The sequence below is a fragment of the Cupriavidus sp. CP313 genome, assembly GCF_054072015.1.
In genome coordinates this window covers 139,326-156,292 of sequence record NZ_JBSVZB010000017.1, presented here as the reverse complement: position 1 = coordinate 156,292, position 16,967 = coordinate 139,326, and the positions used below count along the sequence as shown (strand labels likewise).

Annotated in this window: 15 protein-coding genes; 6 read left to right on the top strand and 9 right to left on the bottom strand. The window is 67.0% G+C overall.

Annotated elements, in window-relative coordinates; translation table 11 throughout:
* Window positions 1-37: 37 nt before the first annotated feature.
* Window positions 38-1,042 (bottom strand): alpha/beta hydrolase, encoded by a 1,005-nt coding sequence (locus ACW4E8_RS22665; RefSeq protein ID WP_456806599.1) that lies wholly within the window; start codon window positions 1,040-1,042, stop codon window positions 38-40.
* Between the two features lie 378 nt (window positions 1,043-1,420).
* Here ACW4E8_RS22665 and ACW4E8_RS22660 point away from each other — a divergent pair, with 378 nt between their 5' ends.
* From ACW4E8_RS22660 to ACW4E8_RS22645, 4 genes are all read left to right on the top strand, one after another.
* The gene (locus ACW4E8_RS22660) at window positions 1,421-1,816 is read left to right on the top strand and encodes a hypothetical protein (protein ID WP_456806598.1); all 396 of its coding nucleotides are present in this window, start codon (window positions 1,421-1,423) and stop codon (window positions 1,814-1,816) included.
* A 273-nt stretch (window positions 1,817-2,089) separates the two neighbouring features.
* Complete coding sequence (locus ACW4E8_RS22655; protein WP_456806597.1) at window positions 2,090-2,656, top strand: TetR/AcrR family transcriptional regulator; 567 nt, start codon at window positions 2,090-2,092, stop codon at window positions 2,654-2,656.
* A gap of 409 nt (window positions 2,657-3,065) precedes the next feature.
* The gene (locus tag ACW4E8_RS22650) at window positions 3,066-3,686 is read left to right on the top strand and encodes a copper resistance protein CopQ (RefSeq protein WP_456806596.1); all 621 of its coding nucleotides are present in this window, start codon (window positions 3,066-3,068) and stop codon (window positions 3,684-3,686) included.
* 208 nt (window positions 3,687-3,894) lie between these two features.
* Entirely contained in the window at window positions 3,895-4,488 is a 594-nt protein-coding gene (locus ACW4E8_RS22645) for a TetR/AcrR family transcriptional regulator (protein ID WP_456806595.1), read from the top strand.
* Window positions 4,489-4,736: 248 nt separating this feature from the next.
* Here ACW4E8_RS22645 and ACW4E8_RS22640 read toward each other — a convergent pair whose 3' ends face one another.
* The 8 genes from ACW4E8_RS22640 to ACW4E8_RS22605 form a co-directional block, all read right to left on the bottom strand.
* Window positions 4,737-5,492 (bottom strand): alpha/beta fold hydrolase, encoded by a 756-nt coding sequence (locus ACW4E8_RS22640; protein WP_456806594.1) that lies wholly within the window; start codon window positions 5,490-5,492, stop codon window positions 4,737-4,739.
* Window positions 5,489-6,511 (bottom strand): M14 family zinc carboxypeptidase, encoded by a 1,023-nt coding sequence (locus ACW4E8_RS22635; RefSeq protein ID WP_456806593.1) that lies wholly within the window; start codon window positions 6,509-6,511, stop codon window positions 5,489-5,491. Before ACW4E8_RS22635 ends, ACW4E8_RS22640 begins: the two co-directional genes overlap by 4 nt.
* A gap of 4 nt (window positions 6,512-6,515) precedes the next feature.
* Entirely contained in the window at window positions 6,516-7,217 is a 702-nt protein-coding gene (locus tag ACW4E8_RS22630; RefSeq protein ID WP_456806592.1) for an HAD family hydrolase, read from the bottom strand.
* Window positions 7,218-7,341: 124 nt separating this feature from the next.
* The gene (locus ACW4E8_RS22625) at window positions 7,342-8,229 is read right to left on the bottom strand and encodes a LysR substrate-binding domain-containing protein (protein WP_456806591.1); all 888 of its coding nucleotides are present in this window, start codon (window positions 8,227-8,229) and stop codon (window positions 7,342-7,344) included.
* 148 nt (window positions 8,230-8,377) lie between these two features.
* Entirely contained in the window at window positions 8,378-10,534 is a 2,157-nt protein-coding gene (locus tag ACW4E8_RS22620) for a phosphocholine-specific phospholipase C (RefSeq protein WP_456806590.1), read from the bottom strand.
* 49 nt (window positions 10,535-10,583) lie between these two features.
* Window positions 10,584-10,817, bottom strand: coding sequence for a hypothetical protein (locus ACW4E8_RS22615; RefSeq protein WP_211981243.1), 234 nt, complete (start codon window positions 10,815-10,817; stop codon window positions 10,584-10,586).
* An 87-nt stretch (window positions 10,818-10,904) separates the two neighbouring features.
* Complete coding sequence (locus ACW4E8_RS22610) at window positions 10,905-12,953, bottom strand: hypothetical protein (protein ID WP_456806589.1); 2,049 nt, start codon at window positions 12,951-12,953, stop codon at window positions 10,905-10,907.
* A 446-nt stretch (window positions 12,954-13,399) separates the two neighbouring features.
* Window positions 13,400-14,119, bottom strand: coding sequence for a GntR family transcriptional regulator (locus ACW4E8_RS22605; protein WP_456806588.1), 720 nt, complete (start codon window positions 14,117-14,119; stop codon window positions 13,400-13,402).
* A 180-nt stretch (window positions 14,120-14,299) separates the two neighbouring features.
* On the opposite strand from ACW4E8_RS22605, the gene ACW4E8_RS22600 reads away from it, so the two are divergent.
* Complete coding sequence (locus ACW4E8_RS22600; protein WP_456806587.1) at window positions 14,300-15,520, top strand: pyridoxal-phosphate-dependent aminotransferase family protein; 1,221 nt, start codon at window positions 14,300-14,302, stop codon at window positions 15,518-15,520.
* Window positions 15,521-15,638: 118 nt separating this feature from the next.
* A complete protein-coding gene (locus ACW4E8_RS22595) occupies window positions 15,639-16,943 on the top strand; it encodes an MFS transporter (RefSeq protein ID WP_456806586.1) in 1,305 nt (434 codons plus the stop codon).
* Window positions 16,944-16,967 lie beyond the last annotated feature (24 nt).

The following is a 16,967-nucleotide window of genomic DNA, read 5'->3' as shown; positions in this document are numbered from 1 at the left end:
GTAGATTGTCCGGCCAGGGCCCGGCCGTCCCGCGACCCTACTGCCTGCGCTTGCCGCTTGCTGTCGCCAACGTGCCTGTGCGACCGCTCAGTGTGCCTGCCTGATCCGTGCTTCCAGGCGGATCGCCTTCATATTTCGCGTCGTTTCCTGCCAACAGTGCCTGCATGGCATCGCCGTCCTGCGCGCGCACGAAGCGCAGGATCGGCGGCCAGAATGCTTCGATATGTTCCGGCAGGATGGCTGCGTCATGCGGCATGGCTTCCAGCATCACCAGCGCATGCAGATGCCTGGCCGCACGGGCCACGCGTTCCGCGTGGGGTGGGACGATCACCGCGTCGTCACGGCTGTGCACCACCAGCAGCGGCCGCTCCAGCCGGCTGGCACGCGCAGCGTTGTTCCACGGATCCGGCAGCAGCCACGCGGCCCATGCGGGTATGCGCCCGGTCTGCACCGCAGCCAGGCGCGCCGAACTGAAGCCCGCCGCAATGACATAGCCATCGGGCTGCGGATCGAAACGCTGCGCCACCTCCAGCAGGATGCCCGATCCCAGCGAATGCCCCAGCACCACGCGCCGTTTTGCCTGCGGCGTGGCTGCCAGGAATTGCCGGTAGGCCGCCAGCGCATCCTCGCGCAGGCGGCGCACGCTTGGCCGCCCGCTGCTGCGGCCGTAGCCGCTGTAGTCGAAGACGTAGGAGGCGATGCCCGCGCCGGCCAGCATGGCCTGGACCGGCGCCCAGTCGGGCAGGCTCTCATTGTCGCCGTGGCACACCATCAGCGCCGGCGCTTCGGGGTCCGCGGCCGGCATGAAGGCGGCGTGCAGGATGCGGTTGCCACTGGCGAACGTGGCATGGCGCACCGTCAGGGCTGAAATGTCGGGTGCTGCCGCATCCCTTGTTTCATCCGTCGGCGTGACAAAGGCTTTGCGTTCCACCGCACGAAACAGTAGATGCCGCGCAACACCGGCGGCCACGGCGAGTGCCGCGGCGGTGGCGAGCCAGCGATGGCGGGATGCCGGCTGAGCGGGGCGGGGGCCTTCAGGCATGGCGAAGTTTCAGGAGGGCGTTCCCTTCAGGCTAGCAGGCGATCGGTGTCCGGGTGAAGAAAAGTTCATTCGCACGCGTGCCTCAAGTGGATTTCCGTCCATACCATGCAGCGTCGGCAGGCGGCTATCGGTCCGATAGAAAACTTTTGCCTTGACTATCTACCTAGTAGTAGATAGCATTCAGTCCATGGCACCGCTGCACCGCCGGAAGCAAGCAAGAACGGGCGGAAAAGTGGCGATCCCATCGCAAGACCGGCACGGTCATTTTTTTAGCACCTGGCATCTATCTACCGGTAGATGCGGCATAAAAGAGCGACCTGCCACAGCCACTGATACCGAATTGACGCGATCCCGAAACATCGCACCCAGGAGCCCATCATGAATGCCAAGTTCGCCAAGACCCTGATCACCGCCGCCACCCTTGCTGCCGCACTGGCTGGTGGCGTGGCGCAAGCCGCCGGCGTGCAAGACAACACCTCGGCTGGCGACAAGTACGGCTACACCTTCCGCACCGGCAAGTTCGACACCTTCACGGAAGGCGCCCGCACCGGCAAGTTCGACCCGTTCACCGAAGGCGCCCGCGCCGGCAAGTTTGACCCGTTCACCGACGGCGCACGCGTCGGCAAGACCGATCCCTACACGGACGGCTACCGCACCGTGGCTGGCCTGGACCGTAGTGGCGTGTCGGCCGAGCCGGCCCGCAGCCTCGACCCGTACACGGACGGTGCGCGCGTCGGCAAGTTTGACCCGTACACCGACGGCGCCCGCGCCTGATTGCTGCCGGCTGTGAGGCCGGCGGCCAACAACTTTACGGCGGCGGTCCCGCTGACTGCCGTCCGATGGAGTCCATCATGAGTTTGCGTGACAGTATCCTGCTGCTTGGCGGATGGCTGGTGCTTTGCGTGACGAGTGGCTCGATGATCACCTTCGCCGCGCAGGTCCTGCCTGGCTAAAGCATCCTGAGAACATGCCCCGAGGCTAGGGAATTACCCCAGCCCCGGGGCATTTCAACTTGAGCGCCTATCTTCGCGTAGATACACTGCTTTCATGAAAACGCATTCGGTACGCGAGCAACTGCTCGAGCACACCCTCGTCCTGATCCGCCGCCGCGGCTTCAACGGCTTCAGCTACCGCGACCTGGCGGAACTGGTGGGGGTCAAGACCTCCAGCATCCACTATTACTTCCCGGCCAAAGAGGACCTGGTCCAGGAGGCGGTGAAGGAATACAGCGCCCGCCTGGCCGAGCGCATCCGCTCCATCGACACCAGCCTGCCGGTCACCGAGCAAGCGGCCATCTACCTGGCGCCGTTCCGCGCCAGCTGCGGCTCGGACCAGATCTGCCTGTGCGGCATGTTGTCGACCGAGACGCTGTGCCTGCCGGAGTCCGTGCACAAGATGTTGCAGGGCTTCTTCCTGATGAACGAACAATGGCTGGCCGGCCTGCTGGAGCGCGCACAGCCGCAGCGCAGCACGCCGTTCCCGGTGCCGCCGGCGCGGCTGGCGCAGGTGGTGTTCGGCTCGCTGCAGAGCGGGCTGATTGCGGCGCGCCTGTTCGGGACCTCCGACCGGGTGGAAGCCGCCGCCGATACGCTGATGGCCGCCGTCGCCGGCTAAGGTTTTCGCGCAATATCAGTGGCGCGCCTAAAGCCGCCATGTGGCGTAAGCTGCATGGCGGTTTTTTTATTTGCAGCCAGCCGGTTCGCCGCAGGCGCTTGGGCTCGGTGATAAGCGCTTTTAAAACAATGACATAGAGCCAGGAAGACGTAGGCTATCGGGCCGATAGAAATGTTTTTCCTTGACTCTCTACCTAGTAGTAGATAGTATCTGACTCATGGAAGCGCTGCACCGCCGGCAACAAGCAAGACAAGGCGAAAACGTGGCGGTCCCATTGCATGACCGGAGGCGGTCATTTTTTCGAGACTGCGAATCTATCTACTAGTAGATTCGGATCGAAAGAACAACTTGCCACAGCCACTGATACCGAACTGACGCGATCCCGAAACTTCGCACCCTGGAGCTCATCATGACCAAGATCACCAAGACCCTGATTACCGCCGCCACCCTTGCCGCCGCGCTTGCGGGCGGTGTCGCGCAAGCGGCCAGCGTGCAGGACAGCACCTTCGCCGGCGACAAGTACGGCTACACCTTCCGCACCGGCAAGTTCGATACCTTCACCGAAGGCGCCCGCACCGGCAAGTTTGATCCGTTCACCGAAGGCGCCCGCGTTGGCAAGGCCGATCCGTACACCGACGGTGCCCGCGTTGGCAAGGCTGATCCCTACACCGACGGTGCCCGCACGGTAGCCGGCCTGGATCGTAGTGGCGTCTCGGCCGAGCCGGCCCGCAGCTTCGACCCGTACACCGACGGCGCGCGCGTTGGCAAGGCTGATCCCTACACCGACGGTGCCCGCACGGTAGCCGGCCTGGATCGTAGTGGCGTGTCGGCCGAGCCGGCCCGCAGCTTCGACCCGTACACCGACGGTGCGCGCGTTGGCAAGGCTGATCCCTACACGGACGGTGCCCGCACCGTAGCCGGCCTGGACCGCAGCGGCGTGTCGGCCCAACCGTCGCGCAGCTTCGACCCGTACACCGACGGTGCCCGTGTTGGCAAGGCTGACCCCTATACCGACGGCGCCATCGCCTGAGAGCCGGCCGGCGTGATGCCGGCCATTGAAACCCGCCGGGCCGCCTGGGTGCGGCCCGTCTTCAGGAGTTGATCATGCGTTGGCGTGACACTGCGCTGATCCTTGGCGGATGGGTAGGGCTTTGCTTTGCAAGCGGGTCCCTCATCACGCTGATCGCACAAACGCTGCCGGCCTGAACGGCGCGGCAGCAAAACGAGGAGTTGATGCCATGAACACCCGATCCGTACGCGAGCAACTGGTCGAACATGCGCTGGTGCTGATCCGCCGCAGGGGGTTCAACGGCTTCAGCTACCGCGACCTGGCCGACCTGGTCGGGGTCAAGACCTCGAGCATCCACTATTACTTCCCGTCCAAGGACGACCTGGTGCTGGAAGCGGTGCGCGAATACGGCGTCCGCAGGCGGGCGCGCCTGCATGCGATCGACGCCAGTCTGCCGCCTGCCGAGCAGGCGCGGCAATACCTTGCGCCTTTGCTCGCGGGTGCCGGCACTGACCAGGCCTGTCTGGTGGGCATGTTGTCGGCCGACGTGCTGATGCTGCCAGACGCGGTGCGCGCCGCGATGCAGGACTTTATCCGCCTTAATGAGCAATGGCTGGCCCGCTTGTTCGAGCGCGCCGCCGCGCAGCGCAAGGCACCCTATCCGGTGCCGCCGCAGCAGCTGGCGCAGGTGGTGTTCGGGGCGTTGCAGAACGGCTTGATCAGTGCGCGGCTGTTTGGCACGCCGGACCGGCTGGATGCCGCGGCGGCGCTGCTGACCAGTGCCATGCCGGCGGAGCAGGCCTTAGAACCCGTTTCACCATGAAAAAGGGGCGCGAAGGCTGCTGCCGGGCCGCAGGGCTAGGCGTGGCCGACGCCGCGTGGTCATTCCACGCAAGGAGGCCACAACAACGCCATGCGGCCCGGCAGCAGCCTTCCCTGCGGGTTCAAGCCAGGCGCGGCGCATGCGTTGTTGCGGGCCTTGACCTTGGAATAACCAAGGCCGGCGGCCCGCGCCTAGCCTGCGCCGCGCCTGGCTTGAACGCGTCCCCTTTTTCATGGTGAAACGGGTTCTTAGCCGCGGCCTAGCACCACCGAGCCGGCGACGGCATTGCACAGCCACTGCGGGTCATCGTGGGGCAGGTCATGCCCGGCCCAGTGGTGCGTCAGCAACTGCGCGTCCCAGGCTTGCGCGATGCGCGCCGAGCACACCGGGTTGACCAGGCGGTCTGCCGCCGAGGCAAGCAGCAGCGCCGGGCAGCGCGGCGCACTGGCAGGGGCACGATAGCGGGCCGCAGCCAGCAACTGTGCCAGCGCGGATTGGCGGCTCACCGGCGCGTCGGCGGCAATGGCCTGCCAGGTCTCGATGTCGCGCGCCAGCGTATCGGTGCGCGCACACGTGATGGCATGGATGGTCCGCTCGCAGTACGCGCGGTCCTGCCAGCGCTGCGCCACGCGCAGCAGCTTGCCCCAGTTGCGCGGCCGCAGGCGCTGCACCGGCGTGCAGAACGGCCGCATGCTGGTATTGACCAGCACCAGACCGCCGACTTCCTCCGGATATGCGCTGGCCCACTCGGTCGCGGCCATTGCGCCCAGCGACATCGCCAGCACGCGGTATGGTCCGTGCGCGCCGGCGGCCGACAACTGGCGGCGCACCGCGGTGACCATCTCAGGCACGCTCCACGGCGCCGGCTGCGCGGACAGCGCGCCGTTGCCGGGCAGGTCGGGCAGCAGCGGCCGCCCCAGCCCGGCCGCTTCCCAGCGCGCCGGCAAGCTTCCCCAGTGGCGCGATTCCCGCGTCAGTCCCCGCAAGAATACCCATCGGCTCATGGCGGCGGCTCCGTCTGCCAGTGTGCGCGTGCCTGCAGCAGCAGGTCGTCGCGCTGCGCGCCGCGCGGCAGCCAGCGATCCGGCGCAAAGGCCACGCGGCCCAGGAAGTCGAACAGGCTCACGTGCCGGCGCAGCACGCGCGCGGTGCGGTGCGCCTTGATCGGGTTGAAGATGCCCTCGCGCGAGAACAGCTGGCGCGGGTTTTTCTTGATCCACAGCCACGAGCCCAGTTCCAGCGTCATCGGCAGGAACAGGTTGCCGTGCGGCGTCAGGTCATAGGCATGGTCCCACAAGTCGCCGTGCAGCAGGTACTGGTGGCTTTGCGGCTCGAAGGTGTAGCCGTGGTGCGGGTGGGCCTGCTCGAACAGCGTCTTGAGCAGGTACATCTCCGGCAGGTGCGCCATCGGCCGGCGCGTGCCCGCGTACGGAAACCAGATGCTGTCGCGCCAGCCGTAGCCCGAATGGCAGTCCACCGCAAAGCTGAGCGGGCGTGGCAGCAGTTCTTCCTGCACCACGCGCAGCAGCGCGCGGCTTTCCGCTTCCATCGGCGCGCCCGCCGGGCCGCGGTACCAGGGCAGCCAGGCGCCGATGCGCTGGCCGCCGGCCAGGAAGGGTACGCGCGCATCGGCATCCTGCGGGCCGTTGCGCATCAGGTCGACGCCGTTGGGGTTGGCGCGGGTGCCGGCCCACATGCCGCCGGGGTTGATGATCGGCATGAACACCAGCCGCACCGACTGCAGCTCGCGGTGCAGCAGCTCGTCCCATGCCAGCCGGCTCAGCACCGAGCGCAGGTAGTCCAGCACCAGTTGCGTGCCGATGCGTTCCAGCCCGTGGATGCCGCCGAAGATGCCGATCGCCGGCGCGCCCGGATCGCGGCTGCCGAGCGTGGCGACATGGACGCCGAAGCGATGGCCCTGCACCATGGTTTCGCAGACCACCCGCGTATCCAGCACGTGGCTGCCCGTATCCAGCAAGGCCAGCAGCTGGTCGTACTCGGGGAAGCCGGCGCGCGGGTGCATGGACTCAGGCGGTCGGCACGCCGGCCGTGCCGAACAGGTGCAAGACCGGCCACCCGCGTGCCTCGGCCGTGTCCCGCAGCGTTGAATCCGGATTGACGGCGACCGGGTGGCCAACGCTTTCGAGCAGCGGCAGGTCGTTGCGGGAGTCGCTGTAGAAGGTGGCCTGCGCCAGCGCCGTGCGCGCAATGCCCAGCGTCTCGAGCCACGCCAGCACCCGCAGCACCTTGCCGGGGCCGAAGGCCGGCACGCCGGCCAGCGCCCCGGTGAATTCGCCATGCGCGTCGTGTTCGGCCTCTACCGCCAGCAGGTGCGGCACGCCCAGCTGGCGCGCGATCGGTTCGGTGACAAAGCGGCAGGTGGCGGTGACGATGCAGCACAGGTCGCCGGCGGTGAGGTGGCGGGACAGCAGGTCCAGCGCGGCCGGCTGGATGGCGGGCACGATCACCTCGCGCATGAAGTCCGCGCGCCATTGCGTGAGGCGTTGGCGCGGGTGGCGTGCCAGCAGGCCCAGGGCAAAGCGGGCATGGGCGGCAAATTCCAGGCGCCCGGCCTGGTAGGCGGCCAGCCAGCGCGCATTGTGCGCATCGATCTCGGCGGCCTCGGCGCCGCCCACGGCGACGAGGTAGCGGGCCCATTCATACTCGCTGTCCAGCGGCAGCAGGGTGTGGTCGAGGTCAAACAGGGCAAGGCGGGGGGCAGCGGGCATGCGGGATAGCTCAGTTGGCGAAACCGGCAAGCTTGGCGCGGCGTGGTGACCGCGCGGTGATGAAGGACCCAAGTTTTCCGATACCGGCATTGGCGCTTTATCTGGCGCTGCAAGCATGCGGGTTTCAGGCGGCGTGGGTGGCGGCGGTCGGCTCGTCCAGCGCCACGCAGTCCAGGAAGGCGCCGACCAGCCGCGTCTCGCGCCGGCTCTGCAGGCAGTATAGGTATTCATGCAGCACCGGCGCGCCTTGTGCGAACGGCACCACGCGCAGCAGCGGGTCGCGCGGCACCTCGCCCAGCGGCACCACGCTGGCGCCCAGGCCCTGGCGGATGGCCTCGTAGATGGCCTCGCGGCTGCCGATCACGGTGTGCGGCGGCAGCTCCAGCCCGCACGCGGCCAGCGCCGTCTCGGTGGCCTTGCGCGTCATCGAGCCGTGCTCGCGCACCAGCAGGTGGCAGCCGCGCAGTTGCGGCAGCTCTACCTGCGGCAGCCGCGCCAGCGCATGGTCCGGATGGACCACCAGCACCATCGCGTCCGACGCCAGCCGGATGCAGGCAAGCCGGTCATCGTCCACCGGGTGCGACGACACCGCCGCGTCGATGCGGTACTCGAACAGCGCCTCCAGCATCTGCTGCGAATTGCCGATGTCCAGGCTGACGTCGATCGCCGGGTAGCGCTGCCGGAACGCCGCCACCGCGCGCAGGATGTAGTAGGGGCCGGTGGCGCCGATGCGCAGGTTGCCGAAGCGCAGGTTGCCGGCGTTGCGCAGCAGGTAGTCGGCATTGCCTTCCTGCTGCATCAGCTGCTCGACCACCGGCATCAGCGCCACGCCCACGTCGCTCAGGTCGACACGGCTGGCGCGGCGGTGGAACAGCTCCACGCCGTAGGTCTCTTCCAGCTGGCGGATGCGGCCGGTGACGGTGGGCTGGCTGATGCGCAACTGGCGGGCCGCCATGGTGATGCTGCCCTGGCGTGCCACTTCGAAAAAGGTCATCAGCAGGTCGCCGAGCATGGTCATCCGCAGGTAAGTTGGGGGGGCGGCCCGGACAGGTCCGGACGACCGCGCAGTCTAGCGGGCCAATATGACAAAACGGCTACGCCCGCCCGCGGCCGGATCGGCCGGGGGCGGGCGTAGCGCTGCCCGTCAGGCGACTTGGGCGTCAGCCGTTGAGGCCCATCGCCGGATCGGACACGCTGTCCTTGCCGGTTTCGATGCGCCCGGCGAAGCGGCGCGTGAAGCCGCCTTGCGCGGTGGTGACGGTGAAGTCGTACCAGTTGCCCTGGCGGGCCACGGGCCAGTGCTGCTGCAGCTGCATGCCGGCCGGCACCTCGTAGGTCCAGGGACCGTCGGTGCGGTAGGCGTTGGGCTGCACGGTGAAGGTGCAGGGGGCGCTGCCGGTGTTGATCATGTCCACGTACACCGCGGCATTGGCGATGTCATAGCAGACGCGGATCTCCGGCGCGCTGGCACCCGCCGCGGTGACGGCCCCCACGTTGCCGCGGAAGGCGCGGTGGAAGCCGTTGGGGCCAAGCACCCACAGGTCGTACTTGCCGTCGTCGCTGGCAAAGACGTCCCAGCTGCCATGCAGTTCCTTGCCCGGCTCGACCATGTAGCGGCGCGGCACGCGGTCCAGGTGCAGGCGGTCGTAGACGTGGAACACTGCCGACGCCGTGCCGGTGTTGCTGAACAGCAGCCACACCGCGCGCTGGTCGCGGGCGTCTTCGCGGGCGCTCACGTGCAGCTCATAGGGCAGGGCGCGCGACGGGCGCGTGCCGGTGTCCTGCTGCGGCATCTGCTGGCTGCTGGCCGATGGCAGCGGTACTTGCGGCAGCACGCCTTGCGCGGTGCGGATGGCATCGGCGCTGGCCTTGTCGCGGTTGGGCAGCGTGGGCAGCGGGTTGGTGTTCGGGCTGACGAAGTTGAAAGCCGAGGTCAGGTCGCCCGCCACCGCGCGGCGGAAGCTGCTGATATTGGTCTCGGCCACGCCAAAGCGGGCTTCCAGGAAGCGCAGCACCGAGGTGTGGTCGGACACCTGCGAGTTGACCCAGCCGCCGCGGCTCCATGGCGAGACCACGTACATCGGCACGCGCGGGCCGGGGCCGTAGGGGTGCTTGTCGACGTGGTATTCCGGCCTGACCTGTAGTGGGTCGAGCGTGGTGCCGCCGGCCAGCGTGTCGCCGTCGTAGGCGGGCGCGCACGGCGGCGGCACGTGGTCGAAGTAGCCGTCGTTCTCGTCGAAGTTGATCAGCAGCACGGTCTTGCTCCACACCGCCGGGTTGGCGGTCAGGGCATTCAGCACCTCTTGCGTATACCAGGCGCCCTGCACCGGGCTGGAAGGCCCGGGGTGCTCCGAGTACGTCGCCGGCGCCACGATCCACGACACCTGCGGCAGCTTGCCCGCGGCAACGTCGTCGCGCAGCGCCTGCAGGAAGCCGCCGTCAGGCATGGTGTTGGCCACGCCCTTGAGCAGCGGGCTGATGGCGTCATCGGCGCTGGTGTATGCCGGGTAGGGGCTGCCGTTGGCCTGGTTGCCGCGCGCGGCGTTGGCGTCGCGGTATTGTTTGAATCCCGCAAGCGGGTTGTCGGTGAAGTTGTCCGGCATGTTCTGGTAGACCTTCCAGCTCACGCCCGCGGCTTCCAGGCGCTCCGGGTAGGTCTTCCAGGTGTAGGGTGGGGCCGATCCCGTGAACGAGTCGCCGCTGTTGTCGATCACCGGCCCGCCGTTGTCGCCGCCGGGGTCGTTGGTGCCGGTCCAGTGGAACAGGCGGTTGGAGTTGGTGCCGCCATGGAAGCTGCAATGGTAGGCGTCGCAGAGGGTGAACGCATTGGCCAGGGCCACCTGGAAGTCCAGCTCGGCCTCGGTGTAGTAGCCCATCGACTGGGTCTGCTTGTAGGTGGGCCACTTGTTCATGCGGCCCAGGTCCCAGGCGTTCTGCGCATCCGGGTACGAGTGCGGCGTGCCGCTGACGCGCTGTGCATTGCCGGCGCTGCTGTCGAGGTGGTAGGGCAGCACGGTGCGGGTGGTGCTGCCGTTGGTATAGGTCTGCTGCCAGACGTTCAGGCCGCCTGCCAGCGGGATCGGGAAGCGGTCGCCAAAACCGCGCACGCCGCGCAGCGTGCCGAAGTAGTTGTCGAACGAGCGGTTTTCCTGCATCAGGATGACCACGTGCTCAACGTCGCGGATGGTGCCGGTGGCGTTGTTGGCCGGGATCGCCAGCGCGCGGCGGATGGACGGCGGGAAGGCCGCCAGCGCGGCGGTCGCGGCGGCGCTGCCGCCGGCGAGCTTGAGGAAGTTGCGTCTGCTTTGTGGGTTCATGGATTCTGTGCCGGGTGATTTCGGGAGGGGAGACGGGCCAGGCCCGGCTTCAGGGCGCGCAGCGCAGCTGCGGCTTCACGGCGGGCGTCTCGCCAGGCCGGTCGCTGCCATTCCCCTGGCCGGGGTTGCCGCCGGTGCCCGGGGCACCCGGCGTGGTTGGTGCTGCGTTGGGCGAGCCGGTGGGGCTTTCGCCGGAGTCGCCGCCGCAGGCGGCGAGCGCTGCACACATCAGCAGGGCGGCGAGCCAGTGCGGCCGCGCCAGGGTGGAAGGTCGGAAAGTCATGGTGTCAATCTCCTGCAGGGGATCGGGCGGGGGAAGGTAAGGGTCGGTGAGGAACCCGTTCCATGACGAAACGGGTTCCGGCCGGATTTATGGATTCAGCGTGGACAGCGGCTGGCGTGCGCCGGTGATGGCCTTCAGCTCGTCCAGCGACAGCACGCGCGTCCACATCGCCAGGTCGTTGAAGCCCATCACGCCCTTGAGCGCGCCAGGGTTGTTGCCCACGTAGTTGTGCGTGGCATCGTCGTTCACGCCCCAGCCGGTGCCGAGCCCGGCCAGCTTGGTAACGTCGGTGTTGGCGATCGCCTTGTTCTCGGTCTTCTGCACGCCCAGCACCGGATCGATGACATAGGCGCTGAAGCGCTTGGCTGCCGCATCGACAGACAGCGCCAGGTAGGCCCACTGGTTGGCCGACACCTTCATGCCGTTGATGTCGTCGCGCTTGCCGCCGCTGCCCAGGTTGAAGCGGATCTCGCAGCTGCCGAACAGCGCGACGGCAATGCCGGGGTTGGCGCCCGAAATGTAGTTCTTGTTGGACAGGATGGGCTCGCCGGTGCCGTTGCCCTGGGTGCAGTCGGTGCGGAACCAGAAGCCGATGGTGAACTGCGGGCTTTGCGTGATATCGGCAGCGTTGTACGCCAGCTTGTAGCTGTCGACACGCGAGTCCAGCTGCAGCGACTGGCCGCTGAAGTTGTCGGCAGCCAGCGTGCCGCCGTCAAGGCTTGCCACCCACGGGCCGAGCGTGGCGGCGTTCTTCGCGTCGGCGAACGGCTTGCTGTCGAGGCTGAAGTACGTGGCCAGGCCATTGAGCAGCGTCGGCACCAGCGTGACCGGCTTGACGTAGTGGATCTGCGCCAGGTACGACACCGGCACGTCATTGCGCACCAGCGTGTAGTTGAACTGGTACAGGCCCGTGGCCATGTTGAAGGCCTTGTCGGTGAACTGCCCCACCTCCGGTCCCAGCGAGGCGATCTGCACGCCGTCGCGCAGCACGCGGGTGACGCCGAAGGCTTCGGTCGGGTTCTGCCAGCTCAGCGTGATGGCATCGTTGTACTGGCTGATGCTGGCGCCGATGGCTCGCACGCCTGCGGTGGCGGTGATCAGCGCGGAACCGTCCAGCCGCGTGGTGGCTGGGTCAAGCGCCACGCCGGCATGGGCCAGCACGGTGGGGACGATATCGGCTTCGGTCGGCAGCGCGGACAGGTCCGCCGGGGTGTCCGGCGCCGCTGCGCCAGGTTTGGCCAGCGCGCCGTTGAGCGACTTGTTGGTGGCGAGGAAGGCGGTGCGGTTCTCCACCGTCGGCACCGTGGTGGTGGCACCGGTGGCATCCAGGCCGTGGCTGGTGGTGACCATCACCAGCCAGTCTTCGCCCGGCTGCCCCTGGCGGCGCGCGGCGACGGCGCCGAGCAGCTCGCCCAGGGCCTTGTCGATGCCGGCGAGGGCCGTGGCATAGGCGCCGTTGCCGAAGCCGCCGGCTTCTGCCGCCTGTGCCGGCGCGCTGTATTGCGCAAACACCACGCCATAGCCGGACTGCACCTGCCGCACGGCGTTCTGCGTGACGCAGCTGTCGACCCCGGCGCAGTCAACCAGCGTATCGAGCATGCCCGCTTCCTGCTCGGCCTTGAGCAGGCCCGGCAGCGCCCCCGAACTGGTGGATGCGCCTTGCTGCAGGCCGGGTTTGCCGGCCGCGCGCAGGTAGCGGAATACGGTAGGGGCCTGCAGTGCGGTGCTGCCGGTGTCGTCTTCGATGCCGTGGCGGTTGGCCCAGGCGCCGGTCAGCACCGTGGCCCAGCTGGGCGCGTCCAGCGGCGGCTGCGCGGTGATGGTGCCGGGCATGCCGCCGGTGGCGGTGGGCACCAGGTTCAGCTGGGCCAGGTTGGGCAGCTCACGCCGCAAGAGCGCGCCTTGCACCTGGGCATAGGTGGCGCCGTCCACGCCGACCAGCAGCACGCGCGGGCCGCCCGCACCGGCAGTCGGCGGGGTCTTGATGGTGGTGTCGTTCGGTGCGGTTGTCGGCGCGGCGTCATCGCCGCCGCCGCAGCCGGCCAGTGTTGCTGCCAGTGCGGCGATCACGGTGCCGGCCAGCACACGGCCGCGCGTCATCCCCGCCAGCCTGCCCGGTGCAAGGTTCCCTGCCATCTTTCATTCCCCTGTTCATCTGCGTTGTTTTGTGCCGGCGGCAGATGCCGCGTGGCCGATTGCGTTTGCCGCAATGCGCTCGCAGAGTAAGAACCGGGGTTGTCACCGTGGTGACAGCGGGGCAAAGAATGCTGATGGGGCTATTCGGATTCTTGGGGTAAGGGTGGCGCCAGCGTGCTAAGAACCCGTTTCAGAATGAAAAAGGGGACGCGTTCAAGCCAGGCGCGGCGCAGGCTAGGCGCGGGCCGCCGGCCTTGGTCATTCCAAGGTCAAGGCCCGTAACGACGCATGCGCCGCGCCTGGCTTGAACCCGAAGGGAAGGCTGCTGCCGGGCCGCATGGCGTTGTTGCGGCCTCCTTGCGTGGAATAACCACGCCGCGTCGGCCACGCCTAGCCCTGCGGCCCGGCAGCAGCCTTCGCGCCCCTTTTTCATTCTGAAACGGGTTCTAAGCCTGCGGCGTGCCGCCGGCATCGCCTGCCTGGATCAGCAGCACCGCATCGCGCTTGTCCAGCAGGTGCTGGCGCAGGATTGCGGCAAGCCGCTTGCCATCGCGCGCTTCAAGTGCCTGCAGCATCTCTTCGTGGTCGTGGATGGCGCTGTCCCACTTCGGCTTCTGATAGTTGGAGCGGAAGCGCAGCGCCTGCAGCCGCCGGTTCACCGACAGATAGGTCTGGCGCAGCGCCGTATTGCGGGCCGCCAGGTTGATGCGGTCATGGATCTCGTGGTTGATCCGGTAATAGCCGGGCAGGTCGTCATTTGCCCGGCAGGCCAGCATCGCATAGTGCAGGGCCTTGATCTCGGCCAGTTCGACGGCCGTGATGCGTTCGCAGGCCAGCTCGCCGGAAAAGGCTTCCAGGCCGCTCATCAGCTCAAACGTGTCCTGGATCTCCGCTCCGGACAGGCGCGATACGGTCGCCCCGCGGTTGGGCGAGATATCGATCAGCCCCTCTGCCGCCAGCACCTTCAGGGCCTCGCGCAGCGGCGTGCGGGAGATGCCCAGGGTCTCGCACAGTTCGCGCTCATTGAGCTTCCTGCCCGGTTCCAGGGTGCCCTCGACAATGAACGTGCGCAGGTGGGCCACCACGGTGTCGTGCAAGCGTTGCCGTTCGAGCCTGGGCAGTACCGGAGCCGGCGAATCCGTGCCGGAAGTGGCGACAATTTGCATTCAAAATTCCTATCACGTGATTGTGTTCAATTTTAGCAGACTCTTAACTGGAACTCAAAAACGCAGGTAAACCCTTATTTTGTGGGGTAAACGCTAAAGAATTTCCGCACAATCTCCCCTGTTTTTCCGTCACTCCTCTGATAAAGTATTTTGCATTCAAAACTCAACAGGAGGAGTCAAATGCTGAATCTCAACTTCCATCCCGCCGGCCGCCACTTCCTGCAGATCCCCGGACCGAGCCCGGTTCCCGATCGCATCCTGCGCGCCATCAGCTATCCGACTATCGACCATCGCGGCCCGGAATTCGGCGCGCTGGGCCTCAAGGTGCTGGACGGCATCAAGAAGATCTTCAAGACCGAGCAGCCGGTGGTGATCTATCCGGCTTCGGGCACGGGGGCCTGGGAAGCGGCGCTGTCGAACACGCTGAGCCCTGGCGACACGGTGCTGATGTTCGAGACCGGCCACTTCGCCACGCTGTGGAAGAAGATGGCCGAGAACCTGGGCATCCGGCCCGAGTTCCTCGGCCTGCCGGGCGTGGAGGGCTGGCGCCACGGGGTGCAGGCCGGCATGATCGAGGCCCGCCTGCGTGCGGACACCGCGCATGCGATCAAGGCAGTGTGCGTGGTGCACAACGAGACCTCGACCGGAGTGACCTCGGATATCGCCGCCGTGCGCCGTGCCATCGATGCGGCCGGACACCCGGCGCTGCTGCTGGTCGACACCATCTCCGGGCTGGCGTCCGCCGATTACCGGCATGACGAGTGGGGCGTGGATGTGACCGTGTCCGGCTCGCAGAAGGGCCTGATGCTGCCGCCTGGCATCAGCTTCAATGCGGTGTCGCCCAAGGCCATCGAAGCCTCCCGCACGGCCCGGCTGCCGCGCAGCTTCTGGGGCTGGGATGAAATCATCGAGATGAACCGGACCGGCTACTGGCCCTATACCCCCAGCACGAACCTGCTCTATGGCCTGTCCGAAGCCCTCGACATGATCCTTGAGGAAGGGCTGGACAACGTCTTCGCCCGCCACCAGCGCCTGGCCGAAGCCTGCCGCCGCGCGGTCAAGGCCTGGGGCCTGGAGATCCAGTGCGCGGACCCCGCCGTCTACAGCCCGGTGCTGACCGGCGTGATGATGCCCGAGGGGATCGACGCGGACGTGGTGCGCAGGAACATCTATGACCGCTTCAACATGTCGCTCGGCGCCGGCCTGGGCAAGGTCAAGGGCCGCATGTTCCGCATCGGCCATCTGGGCGACTGCAACGACCTCACGCTGATGGCCACGCTGGCCGGCTGCGAGATGGGCCTGAAGATCTCGGGCGTTCCGCTCGCGGGCAGCGGCACCGTTGCCGCCATGGACTATCTCGCCGCGCACGCCACGCCGCTGTCGCTCAAGGCTGCCGCCTGACGCAGTCACTGCCATCCGAGACGGGGGCGGGCGCCGCGCGTGCGCAACGCCCCCGCCGGACTGATCGCAACGGATCAGCGCAGCACTGCCGTACCTGACAAAAAACAGAGGAGACGCTGTGGAAACAACCCTGCAGGCGGGAACAAAGATCAGGACGTTCGAGGATGCGACCTATCGCAAGGTGAGCTGGAGGCTGGTGCCATTCCTGATGGTCTGCTTCCTGATCGCTTATCTCGATCGTGTCAACGTAGGTTTTGCCAAGCTCCAGATGTCGCAGCAACTGGGCTTCAGCGAGACGGTCTACGGGCTGGGCGCCGGGATTTTCTTTATCGGCTACTTCCTGTTCGAGGTGCCGAGCAACCTGGCACTGCACAAGTTCGGCGCCAAGGTGTGGATCGGCCGGATCATGATCACGTGGGGGATACTCTCCGCGTGCTTTGCGTACGTGGAGACGCCAACCCAGTTCTACACGCTGCGCTTCCTGCTGGGCCTTGCGGAAGCCGGCTTCACGCCAGGCATTGTGTACTACCTGTCGTGCTGGTACCCGTCGCACCGGCGCGCCAAGATCATGGCGATCTACTGCATGGGCTCGCCGCTGTCCGGCATCATCGGCAACCCGCTGTCCGGCTTCCTGATGGGCAGCATGGCCGGCGTGTCTGGCTGGGGCGGCTGGCAATGGATGTTCATTATCGAGGCGGTGCCGGCGGTGCTGCTGGGTTGCTTCTGCTTCTACTACCTGGACAACTCCATTGCCAAGGCCAAGTGGCTGACCAGCGCGGAGAAGCAGGTCCTTGAACTGGCCAAGTCGGAAGACGTCAAGGCGGTGGACCCGCAGGCACGCGTCGGCAAGGTGTTTACCGATCCGCGCGTCTGGCTGATCAGCCTGATCTGCTTCTGCTATGTCACGGGCCAGTACGGCATCACGCTCTGGCTGCCCACGTTCATCAAGTCGACCGGTGTCAGCGACCCGCTCCATATCGGCTTGCTGAGCGCGATACCGTATATGGCGGCCATTGTCGCGATGTACTTCTTCGGCCGCAGTGCCGACAAGCATCGCGAGCGGCGCTGGCACCTGATCATCCCGTGCATGATGGGCGCGATCGGCTTCCTGGCGTTGCCCTGGGTCATGCACAGCACCGCGCTGTCCCTGGTGTTCCTGTCGATCGCCGCAGCCGGCATCCTGACCTGCACGCCGCTGTTCTGGTCCCTGCCGACGGCTTTCCTCAGCGGCGCGGCGTTGGCCACGGCCATCGCCATGAGCAACTCGATTGGCAACCTTGCCGGCTTTACCAGCGGCTACATGATCGGCTACCTGCGCGACGTGACCCAGAGCGGCAACAGTGCTTACTACATGATTGCCGGGATGCTGATGCTGGGTGCGTTCTGCATCTGGACAATACCTGCCCGCCTGGTCAACCGATAGCGAGACAAAGCGGGGTGCGGCACC

Coding starts and splice junctions, on each gene's coding strand:
- ACW4E8_RS22665 (WP_456806599.1), bottom strand. CDS start 1,042: ATGCCTGAAGGCCCCCGCCCCGCTCAGCCGGCATCCCGCCATCGCTGG.
- ACW4E8_RS22660 (WP_456806598.1), top strand. CDS start 1,421: ATGAATGCCAAGTTCGCCAAGACCCTGATCACCGCCGCCACCCTTGCT.
- ACW4E8_RS22655 (WP_456806597.1), top strand. CDS start 2,090: ATGAAAACGCATTCGGTACGCGAGCAACTGCTCGAGCACACCCTCGTC.
- ACW4E8_RS22650 (WP_456806596.1), top strand. CDS start 3,066: ATGACCAAGATCACCAAGACCCTGATTACCGCCGCCACCCTTGCCGCC.
- ACW4E8_RS22645 (WP_456806595.1), top strand. CDS start 3,895: ATGAACACCCGATCCGTACGCGAGCAACTGGTCGAACATGCGCTGGTG.
- ACW4E8_RS22640 (WP_456806594.1), bottom strand. CDS start 5,492: ATGAGCCGATGGGTATTCTTGCGGGGACTGACGCGGGAATCGCGCCAC.
- ACW4E8_RS22635 (WP_456806593.1), bottom strand. CDS start 6,511: ATGCACCCGCGCGCCGGCTTCCCCGAGTACGACCAGCTGCTGGCCTTG.
- ACW4E8_RS22630 (WP_456806592.1), bottom strand. CDS start 7,217: ATGCCCGCTGCCCCCCGCCTTGCCCTGTTTGACCTCGACCACACCCTG.
- ACW4E8_RS22625 (WP_456806591.1), bottom strand. CDS start 8,229: ATGCTCGGCGACCTGCTGATGACCTTTTTCGAAGTGGCACGCCAGGGC.
- ACW4E8_RS22620 (WP_456806590.1), bottom strand. CDS start 10,534: ATGAACCCACAAAGCAGACGCAACTTCCTCAAGCTCGCCGGCGGCAGC.
- ACW4E8_RS22615 (WP_211981243.1), bottom strand. CDS start 10,817: ATGACTTTCCGACCTTCCACCCTGGCGCGGCCGCACTGGCTCGCCGCC.
- ACW4E8_RS22610 (WP_456806589.1), bottom strand. CDS start 12,953: ATGGCAGGGAACCTTGCACCGGGCAGGCTGGCGGGGATGACGCGCGGC.
- ACW4E8_RS22605 (WP_456806588.1), bottom strand. CDS start 14,119: ATGCAAATTGTCGCCACTTCCGGCACGGATTCGCCGGCTCCGGTACTG.
- ACW4E8_RS22600 (WP_456806587.1), top strand. CDS start 14,300: ATGCTGAATCTCAACTTCCATCCCGCCGGCCGCCACTTCCTGCAGATC.